Here is an 11,770-nt window from a genome sequence, read left to right on the forward strand (position 1 = left end):
AGGTGCGAGGCGCGAGTGGCGCGCTTGCCGATGGCGCAATGCGTCGGGACTGAAGTCCCTCCCACAGTGCATCCGGCGGGCTCGCGGTGAGCCTTTGTGGGAGCGACCTCGGTCGCGACGTGCAACGCCTCGCATCGACGCAAGCACGTCGATCCAAGTGAGCCAGATTTTGCTTTTGCCACTCCCGAATCCCGAATCCCCGCCCCATACACCTCCCAGCCAGAACGCGCCCGCTACACTGCATGGCATGAACACCCCCCAGGATTCCAGTCTCGGCCGCGAGGTCGCCTACCCGTCGCAGTACGATCCCGCGCTGCTGTTTCCCATCCCGCGCGCTGCGGCGCGCACCGAGATCGGTCTCGACCCCGCGGCGCTGCCGTTCTTCGGCGTGGACCGCTGGCACGCCTACGAACTGAGCTGGCTCGATGCGCAGGGCAAGCCCTGCGTGGCCACCGCGACCCTGCACGTGCCGTGCGCCTCGCCCAACCTGATCGAATCCAAATCGCTCAAGCTCTATCTCAACTCGCTCAACGCGATGCGCTTCAACAGCGCCGAAGCGCTGCGCAGTTGCATCGTCACCGATCTGTCGGCGCGCGCCGGCGCCGACGTGGCGATGGAATTCGGCCTGCCGCCGATGGACACGCTGGGCGAGGGCGAGTCGCTCGATGCGCTGGACATCGCCATCGACTGCTACGGTCCGCCGCGTCCGGACTTCCTGTCCGCTGCCGACGGCGACATGGTCGAGGAAACGCTGACCAGCGAATTGCTCAAATCCAACTGCCCGGTCACCGGCCAGCCGGACTGGGCCTCGCTACATGTGCGCTATCGCGGCGGCCGCATCGACCGCGAAGGCCTGCTGCGCTACCTGATCAGTTTCCGCGAGCACGCCGGCTTCCACGAGCAATGCGTGGAGCGCATCTTCCACGACCTGATGACCCGCTGCCGGCCGCAGTCGCTGCAGGTGGAGGCGCGCTACACCCGCCGCGGCGGGCTGGACATCAATCCCTGGCGCGCCACCGCGGACGTGGCCGAGCCGCTGAGCTTCCTGCGCGATCTGCGTCAGTAGAGCGGCGCTGACAACGCGATTGCGCCATCGGCCGCGACGCGCGACATCATCGACGCGGCCGAGCGTGCTGCAGGCGGGACTGAAGTCCCTCCCACAAGAAGTGCCCTGCGGGGAGCGCTGTCGTCAGCTTCTCTGCGGCAGACCGGGGTTCGCGCAGTCGTCGCCTGGACGATGCGCCCACATGGCGATGGTGGCGAGTGCCCGCGGTCCCGCTGGCATGCACGGTCCCGAGCGTGCGAGCGACACATTTCGCCGCGTTGGAATGCGCGCGGCGCGCCTGAACCGCAGCCGCGCGGTTCACGGCCGCGCGATCCTTTTTTAACAAATCCTGTGACACCGTGGCAGCGTCCCATCACGCAGGAAGCCACGCGATGAACAGTGACAAGCGCGCCGATTTCTCGGCGGTCACCGCCAAGGTGGATACCACCGCCGACGTCGTACAGAAGGCGGATTTTTCCGCCGTGCAGAGCAAGGTCGACAGCACCGCCGAACAGGTGCAGCAGGTGTACGTGGTCAAGCCCGGCGATTCGTTGTCCAAGATCGCCAAGCTGCATTACGGCGACGGCAATGCCTGGACGCGCATCTTCGAGGCCAACCGCGACGTGCTGGCCGACCCCGACAAGATCTACCCCGGCCAGACGCTCAAGCTGCCGGCCGGCGCCTGAGGCGTCGCCACCACCCCCTTTCGTTATTCCGACAGGAGTCCCCACCGATGAAGACCCGCTCGATCTCCGCATTTTCGCCCCTGATGATCGCCTTGGTCGGCGCGTTGGCGCTGGCCGGCTGCAAGAAGCAGGAGCAGCAACAGACCGTGTCGCCCGATCCCACCTCGTCCGCGCCGACTGAGCAGATGCCGGGTCCGGCCGCAGCCCCGGCGGAGCAGCCGGCGCCGGCCGCCGCAGGCGCCAATGCGGTGAACGTGGCCGCCGTCGCTGTCGGCAACACTGCCGCCGCGGACAAGTCTGTCGCGCCGATGACCACGCTCGCCAGCAAGGACAAGATCATCGTTTCGGTGAAGACCGAGGGCTCGGCGACCAACGCCAACGTCGGCGCCAAGCTGGTGTTCCAGGACGGCCAGACCGCCGGCGAGCGCACCGAGACGCTCAATACCAGCGGTGCCGACACCACCAACTTCGAGTTCACCAATCCCAAGGGCTGGCCGGCCGGCCAGTACAAGGCCGAGGTCACCGTGAACGGTCAGGCGGCGGGCACGCCGCAGACGTTCGAGGTGAAGTGATCCAGGGCTGAGGCCCGGTCACGGTCGCACGCGCCGCCTCTCTCCCGGCACGTGCGACACGCTGGCGCAGCCGCGAGGCTGCGCCTTTTTTATGCGTGGCCCGATGCGCCGACAGCACTGCCGATGCGGTGGATGAAGACGATGTGGGGGGGACTTCAGGACACTCCCATCGCCCGGAAACCCGTCATAGGAGCGGCTTCGGCCGCGACCGGCTTTACCGGGACGCCCGTCGCGGCTGACGCCGCTCCTGCCACGGAGGCGCAAGCTGCATCCGGCGGATCAGCGGCGCCCTTCCATCCCGACGCACGTCCTGGACGATGCCTTGCCGTCCACTCGGCGGCGTCTGCGCGCACCGCCGCTGGCCAGCACCGCGCAGCCGCGCACGGCGATCAGTGATGCGCGTGCAGATCCAGCATGCGCCCACCCACCACCACCTGGCGCAGGCGCAGGTCGCTGTCCAGCACCGCCAGGTCGGCGCGGGCGTCGGGGGCGATGCGGCCGCGGTCGCCCAGGCCCAGGTAGTCGGCCGGGAAGGTGGACACGCGCTGTGCGGCATCGGCCAGTTCCAGGCCCGCCTGCACCAGGTTGCGCAACGCCTGATCCATGGTCAGTGCGCTGCCGGCCAGCGAGCCGCTGGCCAGGCGCACGCAGCCGCCGCACTTGTGCACGCGCTGCTCGCCCAGTGCGTATTCGCCGTCGGGCATGCCGGTGGCGGCGGTGGCGTCGGTCACCGCGTACAGGCGCGGGATCGCGCGCGCGGCAAGGCGAATCACGCCGGGATGCACATGCTGCAGGTCGGGAATGAGTTCGGCGTACTGCGCATGCGCCAGCGCCGCGGCGGCGATGCCGGGGCGGTAGTGGTCCACGCCGGTCATGCCGTTGAACAGGTGGGTGAAGCCGGCCGCGCCGGCCTGCAGCGCCGCCACGCCGTCCTCGTAGCTGCCGGCGCTGTGGCCGAGCTGCACGCGGATGCCCAGTGCGGTCAGCGCCGGAATCAGCGCGGTGTGCGCGCCGATCTCCGGCGCCAGGGTCAGCACCCGGATCGGCGCCAGCGCCTGCCACTGCTGGACCAGGGCGAGGCTGGCCTCGATCGTGCGGTCGGGCTGCGCGCCCAGCCGCTGCGGGCTGATGAAGGGCCCTTCCAGGTGCACGCCGGCGATGCAGGCCGCGTCGGCATCGGGCGCGGCCATGGCCGCGGCGACGCCGCGCAGTGCATGTGCGATCTCCTCGACGCCGGCGGTCATGGTGGTCGCCAGCAGGGTGGTGGTGCCGAAGCGCAGGTGGGTGCGGGCGATGCGCCGCGCCGCGTCGCCGCCCTGCATCAGATCCACGCCGGCGGCGCCGTGCACATGCAGGTCGACGAAGCCCGGCAGGATCAGCGGCAGCTGCGGATCGTCGCCGCCACTGTGGTCGTCCACCTGCAGCCGGCGCACGTGGGTGTCGAAGTGGACGTGGCCGCGGCGCCAGCCCAGCGGGGTGAGCAGGCGGCCGTGCAGGGAGCGGGTGTCGGTCATGGCGTGGGCTCGGCGACGATCACTTCGATGCCCAGCCGCTGCAGCCCCTCGCGGGTGGCCTCGTCGATACCGGCGTCGGTGATGATGGCGTGGATCTGGTCCAGGCGGGCGATGCGGTGCAGGCTGACCCGGCCGAACTTGGAGGCGTCGGTCAGCACCACGATGCGCCGCGCGCGCTCGACCATGCGGTGGTTGAGCCGCGCTTCGGCCTCGTCGTGGGTGGTCAGGCCGAACTGCAGGTCCAGGCCGTCCACGCCCAGGAACAGCGTGTCGAAACCGTAGGCGTTGAGGCTGGCCTCGGCTTGGCTGCCCTGCAGCGACAGCGATTGCTGGCGCAACTGGCCGCCGGTGAGCAGCACGTTGATGCCGGGCGCGTTGGCCAGTTCCCAGGCGATGTTGAGGCCGTTGGTCATCACCGTGACGTCGCGGTGCGCGCGCAGGTGGCGGGCCAGGGTCATCGTGGTCGAACCGGAGTCGATGATGATGTTGGCGCCGGGCTGCACCATGCGCGCGGCACAGGCGCCGATCGATTCCTTCAGCGGCAGGTTCAGCGCGTCCTTTTCGTGGATGTCCTGCTCCTGCGGCGGCGTGCGCACCAGCGTGGCGCCGCCGTGGGTGCGGGTGGCCAGGCCCTGCGCCTCGAAATGGTTGAGATCGGCGCGAATGGTCACCGCCGACACGTCGAAGCGTTCCACCAGATCGGCAACCTGCACCGTGCCGTGTTCGAGCAGCGACTGCAGGATCTGCTGGCGGCGGGAGCGGGTGTTGCGCATGGCCATTCTCGGATTCGCGGGCGACCGGCAAGATTAGCCGTTCGCCGCGACGCCGGCAGCCGCTTCGGCGTGTGGCCGGCGCGCGCCGGCGCGGTTGGCGCTGCAGGCGCGGGCGTATTCGCCCAGGCACAGGCCGACGCGGTGCTGGACCAGCGCCGCCGGGGTAGTGGCGAGCTGGCCTGCGCGCACCGCGCGGTACTGCTCGGGCAGGAACTGGCTGAGCAGCACCAGCGGCGGCGCATGCCGTTCCAGGTTGGCGAACAAGGTGTCCACCGCTGCGCGCACCGTCGGCTCGCCCCAGTAGTAGCGGCAGCGGTCGCTGAAGGAATGGCGGCGCAGCAGGCGTTGCGCGGCGGCGTCGCCCGGATAGTAGGACTGCCAGGATCCGGGTTGCGCCTGCATCGCCGCGTCCAGCACCTGCGGCAGTTGCGAGCACTGCGCCGCGGGGAGCAGTTCGGCTTCGATCGCGGCCAGCGCGCACAGCGCCTCGCGGTAGGCGAAGGTGGCGGCCGGGCCGACCTTGAGGATGGCGAAGTGGTCGCGCACCAGCGCGTGCAGCGCGTCCTCGCGCTGGTAGTCGGTGGAATGCGCCTCGAACACGATGCGCGGCTGCTGCTCGAGGAAATCGGCCAGTGCGGCGGCCGCGGCCGGATCGTAGTCGTGCACGCTGCTGTGGTCGAAATCCACGCCCGGCTGCACCACCAGCGCGATCACCCGCTGCCACGCGGCGCGCAGCGACGGCGTGTCGAAGGCCCGCCGGTGGATGGCCAGGGTCTGCGCGGCCGCGGCCGGCGTGGTCACCTGCAGGCCGCCGGCCAGCGAGGCTTCGCCGCCGGGAATCGGCACCTCGGTGCCGATCACGTACACCGGTGGCGGCAGTCCATGTGTGGCGGCGGTGCGCTCGGCGATCTCGGCCAGTTCGGCCGACCGCGCGGCGACGATGGCATCGGGCAGCGGCACCGGGTCGTCGGCGCAGGCCATGCTGCAGTCCAGGTGGATCTTGTGGAAGCCCGCGGCGGCGTACTGTTCGATCAGCACGCGCGCATGCGCCATGGCCTCGGCGGCCGGCCCCTTCTGCCAGGCATTCGGCCCGAGATGATCGCCGCCCAGTATCAGCCGTGCGCGCGGAAACCCTTCCGTCTCGGCCATTGCGCCGACGTAATCGCGGTACTGCGCCGGGGTCATGCCGGTATAGCCGCCGAACTGGTCAACCTGGTTGGAGGTGGCCTCCACCAGCAGCAGCGTGTCGTGGGCCAGCGCGACCTGCATCGCCGCGCGCAGCACCTGGTCGTTGCTGCAGCAGACGCTGTACAGGCCGACGTTGGCGCCGGCGCGGTGGGAGGCGAGCAGGGTCTGCAAGGGCGACATGGACACTCCGGCGGATCAGGAATAGGCGGGATGGCAGGCCAGCAGCGCGGCACCGCGGGCGCCGCCGGCATCGCCGAAGCGCGGCGGCACGATCGGCGGCACCTGCACGCCGGCGAACAGGTGCGCGGCGATGGCGTCGGGCAGTTGCCGGTACAGCGGCGGGTATTGCGACAGCCCGCCGCCGAGCACGATCACGTGCGGGTCCAGTGCCAGCACCACGGCGGCCAGGCTGTGGCCGAGCAGGTCGCGGTGGATGTCCAGCGCCTGCTGCGCGCGCGCATCGCCGGCCTCGGCCAGGGCGATCACCGCGCTGGCATCGGCGGCGTCGCTGCCGAGATGGCGCGCGATCGCCGCCACGCCGCTGCCGGACACGTAGCGCTCCACGCAGCCCTGCAGGCCGCAGCCGCAGTCCAGCAGCGGCAGGCGATGGCGCTGCAGCAGGTGCCCGGGCACGCTCCAGTGGCCCCATTCGCCGGCGATGCCGTTGCAGCCCGCGAGCAGGCGGCCTTGCACGCAGAAGCCGCCGCCGGCGCCGGTGCCGAGGATGGCGCCGAACATGCTGGGGTAGCCATCGGCGGCACCGCCGTGCGCCTCGGACAGCGCGAAGCATTGCAGGTCGTTGCCGATGCGCAGCGGACGCGGCAGCCGCGCCTGCAGATCCTGCGCCACGCACTGGCCGGTCAGCGCCGGCACGTTCGCGCTCAACTGGCGGCCGCTGCGGCGGTCGCGCACGCCGGGCAGGGCGATGCCGAGCGCGCTGTCATGGCATCCCAGCGCGGCATCGGCCGCGGCCACCAGCGCCACCACCGCCTGCAGGAAGCCGGCGTAGTCGCCCTGCGGCGTGGCCACGCGGCGCCGCCACAGCACCTGCAGCGCGGCGTCGCAGGCCACCAGTTCGATCTTGCTGCCGCCGACGTCCAGGCCGTAGCAGGTGGGCGCGCCAGGCTCAGCCATGGTGGATGGTGACGCCCTGGACCACGCGGTTGACGGTGCCGTCGGGGAACGGGTTGTCCGGGGTCAGGCCGAGCGCGGCCGAACGCTGCAGCGCGAACAGCTGCGCGAAGCCCAGCCACAGCGGCGCCAGCCACGGATCGTCCAGGCCGGCGACGGCGAGCGTGTGGTCGTCGCCGGCGCCGATGTCCGCATGCGGGCCGATCGCCAGCACCTGGCCGGCCACGCCATCGCGACGCAGTTCGTCGAGCAGATCCTGTTCGTAGCGGCGCGCCAGCGGCTGCACGCTGCGCAGCATCACCACCAGGGTGCTGCGGTCGAGCGTGGACTTGGGGCCGTGGCGGAAGCCCAGCGGCGTGTTGGCCAGCGCCAGCACGCGGCCGGCGGTGAGTTCCAGCACCTTCAGTGCGGCCTCGCGCGCCAGCGCTTCCAGCGGGCCGCTGCCGAGATAGATCACCCGCGCGAACGGGCGCTGCGCCAGCGCCGCCACCGCGCCATCCCATTGCGCCAGGCCGCGGTCGGCCAGTTCGGCCAGCCGCTGCAGGCGCGCGCTGCGCGTTTCCCACGGCGCACGCTCGAACACGCTCAGCGCCGCCAGCAGCATGCAGGTCAGGCTGCTGGTCATGGCGAAGGCGCGATCGCAACTGGCCGGCGGCATCAGCAGGGTGCAGGTGTCGGCGCGGCCGGCGCCGCGGCGGGCCAGTTCGCCGTCGGCATTGCAGGTGATGTCGAGGAAGCGCGCCTCGTCCACGTCGCTGCGCACGCGCTCCACCGCGGCCACGCTTTCCGGGCTGGAGCCGCTGCGCCCGAACGACACCAGCAGGGTTGGCCGCGCGCGCTGCAGGTACAGCGCCGGATGGGTCAGCAGGCTGGTGGTGTGCACCGCGCGCACCTCGGCCGGCCACTGCGCATTGATCGCGTCGGCCACCATCTCGGCGATGAAGCCGGAACTGCCGGCGCCGGTGAACAGCACGCGCTGGTTCGGATCGGCGAGGCGGTCGCCGAGGAAGGCCTGCAGGCGGTCGCCGGCCTGCGCCAGATCCTGCGCCAGGGTCCGCCACAGCGCCGGCTGCTGGGCGATCTCGCGGGCGGTATCGGCCCCACCCAGGCGCTGCCAGGCGGATGCATCGGAAAGCGGAAGGAGGTCCATGCGGTGGTTCCTGTTGGGCCAGCGCACCATCCGGCTTTTCTTTCGAAATGTCAAACATCGAAAGAAAAAAGAAAGTATTTTTTGTGCCAAACGTGTCTGCGGATCGCCCGCCCTAAAACGAAAGGTGCAAGTGGATGCCGCTATCGCAAGCCGAATCAGCCGATTCTGCCGAGATGAAAGCAAATTCATGCGAGGCAATATCTTTCGTTTTGCCAAAATAAATCTTGTTTTTTGCTTTCAATTTATTGACATCTTTCAAATCCCTGGCCTAGAGTCGGCGCAACGCTTTCGAAACGCCCGGGGAAACGGGTTTGGGGGTCGTGTGGAGAACCGCGTTCGTCGTTCGCCGCTGTTGCCGGCGATCGCGCTGCCGGCCCTGCTGCTGGTGGCGGCCAGCGTCGTCGCCGAGCCGGTCGGCAACCTGCGCACGGTCGCCGCCGGCACCAGCCGCGACGGCGTGCAGGGCTGGGACCTGCAGACCGACCGCGGCGTGCGCCTGCGCATCGAACTGCCGGCGGCCGACATCGTGCGCGTGCAGGCCGGGCGCCACGGCACGCTCACCGGTGCCGGCGACAAGGCCACGCCGATCGTGCTGCCGCAGCCCAAGGCCGCGGTGCAGGCGCAGCTGGAAGACGATGCGCAGGAGCTGCGCGTGCGCACCGACGCGCTGGTGCTGCACGTGCAGCGGCAACCGCTGCGACTGCGCCTGGAGCGGCTGGAACAGGGCCGCGCCGTCGCGCTGTGGCAGGAACTGCAGCCGCTGGACCTGGACGCCACGCAGAGCGTGCAGGTGCTGTCCTCGCAGGCCGACGAAGCCTATTACGGCGGCGGCCAGCAGAACGGGCGCTTCGAGTTCAAGGGCCGCGAACTGGAGGTGTCGTATTCCGGCGGCTGGGAGGAGGGCGATCGCCCGAGCCCGGCGCCGATGCTGCTCAGCAGCCGCGGCTGGGGCATGCTGCGCAATACCTGGAGCGACGGCAGCTACGACCTGCGCCAGCCCGACCAGGCCACGCTGCTGCACCGCGAAGACCGCTTCGACGCCTACTACTTCGTCGGCGCCGACCTGCCGGCCCTGATCGAGCGCTATACCCGGCTGACCGGCCGCCCGAGCATGCTGGCGCGCTGGTCGCTGTCCTACGGCGATGCCGATTGCTACAACGACGGCGACAACGCCAAGAAGCCCGGCACCGTGCCCGACGGCTGGCACGACGGCCCCACCGGCACCACCCCGGACGTGGTCGACAGCGTGGCGCGGCAATACCGCGAGCACGACATGCCCGGCGGCTGGATCCTGCCCAACGACGGCTACGGCTGCGGCTACACCAGGCTGCCGGAGACCGTGCAGGGCCTTGCCCGCTATGGCTTCCGCACCGGCCTGTGGACCGAGAACGGCGTGGACAAGATCGCCTGGGAAGTCGGCAAGGCCGGCAGTCGCGTGCAGAAGCTCGACGTGGCCTGGACCGGCAAGGGCTACCAGTTCGCGATGGACGCCAACCACCAGGCCTACGACGGCATCCTCGCCAACTCCGATGCGCGCCCGTTCCTGTGGACGGTGATGGGCTGGGCCGGCATCCAGCGCTACGCGGTGGCCTGGACCGGCGACCAGAGCAGCAGCTGGGACTACATCCGCTGGCACGTGCCGACCCTGATCGGCTCCGGCCTGTCCGGCATGGCCTACGCGGCCGGCGATGTGGATGCGATCTTCGGCGGCAGCGCCGAGACCTTCACCCGCGACCTGCAGTGGAAGGCCTTCACCCCGGTGCTGATGGGCATGAGCGGCTGGTCGTCGAACGCGCGCAAGCATCCGTGGTGGTACGACGAGCCGTACCGCAGCATCAACCGCGACTACCTGAAGCTGAAAATGCGCCTGACCCCGTACATGTACGGCCTGGTGCACGATGCCGCGCAGACCGGCGCGCCGCCGGTGCGCGGGTTGATGTGGGAGGACCCGCGCGATCCGCACGCGCAGGACGAGACCTACAAGACCCAGTTCCTGCTCGGCCGCGACCTGCTGGTGGCGCCGGTGTACCGCAGCCAGGCGGCCAGCCGCGGCTGGCGGCGCGACATCCATCTGCCGGCCGGCGGCTGGATCGACTACTGGGACGGCCGCCGCGTGCAGGCCGGCGCCGATGGCCGTCAGCTCGATCGCCAGGTCGACCTGGCCACGCTGCCGCTGTTCGTGCGTGCCGGCGCGATCCTGCCGATGTACCCGGCGATGCTGTACGACGGCGAGAAGCCGCTGGACGAGGTGACCTTCGACCTGTATCCGCAGGGGGCCTCGCAGTACACGCTGTACGAGGACGACGGCAACACCCGCCGCTACCAGCAGGGCGAGTCCAGCACGCAGGTGGTGCGCATGCAGGCGCCGGCGCAGGGCAGCGGCCCGGTGCAGGTATGGATCGATCCGGTGCAAGGCCGTTACGCCGGACAGCTGTCGCAGCGCCGCTATGCCTTGCGCGTGCTCGCGCGGCAGGCGCCGCGGTCGGTGCAGGTCGGCGAACGCGCGCTGCCCGCGCTCGCCGACGCCGCGGCCCTCGCCCAGGCCAGCGAAGGCTGGTACTTCGACGCCAAGGAGCGCCGCGGCACCGTGCACGTGCGCACCGCCGTGCAGGACATCCGTCAGCCGTTGCAACTGCGGCTGGACTTCCCGGTCGCCGCCGCTGCGGCCGACGACGCCTATCCGCCGGCGCCGGAGCTGGGCCGCGCGCTGCCCGCGGACAGCCTGCTGGTGGTCAACCGCCCGGCCGAGGAGCCCGGGCACCCGCTGGAGAACGCCTTCGACGACGACCCGGGCACCTGGTTCCGCAGCGTGCGCAACCAGGCCGTGCGCACCGGCGCGCACGAATGGGTGATCGGTTTCGGCGAGCGCAAGATGATCGACGGCATCGAGCTGGCGCCGCGCAACGACAAGAACTGGAAGCACGGCCAGGTGCGCGACTACGAGGTCTACCTGGGCGACAGCAACGGCGAGTGGGGCGAGCCGGTGGCGCGCGGCCATCTGCGCCTGCAGGAAGGCATGCAGCGCATCGACTTCCCCGCGCATGCCGGCCGCCTGCTGCGCTTCCGCGTGCTGAGCGTGCAGAACCCCGAGGGCGACGGCGCCGACAGCAACGATCCGATGGTCGTCGCCGCGCAGCGCCGCCCGCGCGCCTTCGACGCGCTGCAGCCGCGCGACGTCGGCCCGATCGCGCTGTCCACCTTCCACATCCTCGAGCACCCGGCTTCGGAGCGGCCGGCGCAGCAGCGTTACCTGTCCGAGCTGGCGTTGCCGGCGGCGCTGGCCGGTCGCGTACGCGCCGACCAGGCCTTGCGCGGTGATGCCGGCATGCGCATGAACGGCCTGCAGTTCCGCCGCGGCCTGGGCGTGGGCGCCGACAGCCGCCTCGACCTGCGCCTGCACGGCGACTGGCGCCTGCTGCGCGCCGACTTGGGCATCGACGACGCCTGCCGCAGCGCCGGCGGCCTGCAGTTCCAGGTCTGGGGCGATGGCCGCCTGCTCTACGACAGCGGTCTGGTCAGCGCGCCCGGCGTGGTCAAGCCGGAACTGGACATCCGCGGCCTGTCCACGCTGAGCCTGCGCACGCTCGGCGCGCAGGGTTCGCAGCCTGCCAAGGTCTGCGCCAATTGGGCCAACGCCGTGCTGATCGGTCAGGAGGGCGACACCGCCAGCTTCGTCGCCCCATGACCGCCCCGTAACACCGCTCCTCCCCC

Annotated in this window: 9 protein-coding genes; 4 read left to right on the top strand and 5 right to left on the bottom strand. The window is 70.7% G+C overall.

Going from position 1 to position 11,770, the window contains the following annotated elements; all coding sequences use genetic code 11:
* Nucleotides 1-247: 247 nt before the first annotated feature.
* The 3 genes from queF to ACHWVH_RS15065 all read left to right on the top strand — a co-directional run bounded on the left by queF (nt 248) and on the right by ACHWVH_RS15065 (nt 2,303).
* Complete coding sequence (queF, locus tag ACHWVH_RS15055) at nt 248-1,066, top strand: NADPH-dependent 7-cyano-7-deazaguanine reductase QueF (RefSeq protein ID WP_267100669.1); 819 nt, start codon at nt 248-250, stop codon at nt 1,064-1,066.
* 371 nt (nt 1,067-1,437) lie between these two features.
* On the top strand, nt 1,438-1,731 hold the full coding sequence (locus tag ACHWVH_RS15060; RefSeq protein WP_017911040.1) for a LysM peptidoglycan-binding domain-containing protein: 294 nt from the start codon (nt 1,438-1,440) through the stop codon (nt 1,729-1,731).
* 47 nt (nt 1,732-1,778) lie between these two features.
* The gene (locus ACHWVH_RS15065; RefSeq protein WP_017912389.1) at nt 1,779-2,303 is read left to right on the top strand and encodes a hypothetical protein; all 525 of its coding nucleotides are present in this window, start codon (nt 1,779-1,781) and stop codon (nt 2,301-2,303) included.
* Between the two features lie 389 nt (nt 2,304-2,692).
* On the opposite strand, the gene ACHWVH_RS15070 is transcribed toward ACHWVH_RS15065, so the two are convergent.
* From ACHWVH_RS15070 to ACHWVH_RS15090, 5 genes are read right to left on the bottom strand one after another with little or no spacing between them, the layout of a single operon-like run.
* The gene (locus ACHWVH_RS15070) at nt 2,693-3,817 is read right to left on the bottom strand and encodes an N-acetylglucosamine-6-phosphate deacetylase (RefSeq protein ID WP_267095885.1); all 1,125 of its coding nucleotides are present in this window, start codon (nt 3,815-3,817) and stop codon (nt 2,693-2,695) included.
* Complete coding sequence (locus ACHWVH_RS15075; RefSeq protein WP_043090637.1) at nt 3,814-4,590, bottom strand: DeoR family transcriptional regulator; 777 nt, start codon at nt 4,588-4,590, stop codon at nt 3,814-3,816. The genes ACHWVH_RS15070 and ACHWVH_RS15075 overlap by 4 nt, the downstream gene beginning before the upstream one ends.
* A gap of 33 nt (nt 4,591-4,623) precedes the next feature.
* Nucleotides 4,624-5,958, bottom strand: a complete 1,335-nt coding sequence (locus ACHWVH_RS15080) for a D-tagatose-bisphosphate aldolase, class II, non-catalytic subunit (RefSeq protein WP_394687482.1) — start codon at nt 5,956-5,958, stop codon at nt 4,624-4,626.
* A 15-nt stretch (nt 5,959-5,973) separates the two neighbouring features.
* Nucleotides 5,974-6,912 carry an ROK family protein gene (locus ACHWVH_RS15085; RefSeq protein ID WP_295964147.1) on the bottom strand — a complete coding sequence of 313 codons (939 nt, stop codon included), beginning with the start codon at nt 6,910-6,912 and terminating at the stop codon, nt 5,974-5,976.
* A complete protein-coding gene (locus ACHWVH_RS15090; RefSeq protein ID WP_295964144.1) occupies nt 6,905-8,059 on the bottom strand; it encodes an SIS domain-containing protein in 1,155 nt (384 codons plus the stop codon). The genes ACHWVH_RS15085 and ACHWVH_RS15090 overlap by 8 nt, the downstream gene beginning before the upstream one ends.
* A gap of 322 nt (nt 8,060-8,381) precedes the next feature.
* On the opposite strand from ACHWVH_RS15090, the gene ACHWVH_RS15095 reads away from it, so the two are divergent.
* Nucleotides 8,382-11,744 carry a TIM-barrel domain-containing protein gene (locus tag ACHWVH_RS15095; protein ID WP_394687483.1) on the top strand — a complete coding sequence of 1,121 codons (3,363 nt, stop codon included), beginning with the start codon at nt 8,382-8,384 and terminating at the stop codon, nt 11,742-11,744.
* Nucleotides 11,745-11,770: the final 26 nt, after the last annotated feature.

The organism is uncultured Xanthomonas sp., from assembly GCF_964278005.1.
GTDB lineage: Bacteria > Pseudomonadota > Gammaproteobacteria > Xanthomonadales > Xanthomonadaceae > Xanthomonas_A > Xanthomonas_A sontii.

Excerpts from the sequence above, each read along its gene's own strand:
- queF (WP_267100669.1), top strand. The coding sequence starts at position 248 with ATGAACACCCCCCAGGATTCCAGTCTCGGCCGCGAGGTCGCCTACCCG.
- ACHWVH_RS15060 (WP_017911040.1), top strand. The coding sequence starts at position 1,438 with ATGAACAGTGACAAGCGCGCCGATTTCTCGGCGGTCACCGCCAAGGTG.
- ACHWVH_RS15065 (WP_017912389.1), top strand. The coding sequence starts at position 1,779 with ATGAAGACCCGCTCGATCTCCGCATTTTCGCCCCTGATGATCGCCTTG.
- ACHWVH_RS15070 (WP_267095885.1), bottom strand. The coding sequence starts at position 3,817 with ATGACCGACACCCGCTCCCTGCACGGCCGCCTGCTCACCCCGCTGGGC.
- ACHWVH_RS15075 (WP_043090637.1), bottom strand. The coding sequence starts at position 4,590 with ATGCGCAACACCCGCTCCCGCCGCCAGCAGATCCTGCAGTCGCTGCTC.
- ACHWVH_RS15080 (WP_394687482.1), bottom strand. The coding sequence starts at position 5,958 with ATGTCGCCCTTGCAGACCCTGCTCGCCTCCCACCGCGCCGGCGCCAAC.
- ACHWVH_RS15085 (WP_295964147.1), bottom strand. The coding sequence starts at position 6,912 with ATGGCTGAGCCTGGCGCGCCCACCTGCTACGGCCTGGACGTCGGCGGC.
- ACHWVH_RS15090 (WP_295964144.1), bottom strand. The coding sequence starts at position 8,059 with ATGGACCTCCTTCCGCTTTCCGATGCATCCGCCTGGCAGCGCCTGGGT.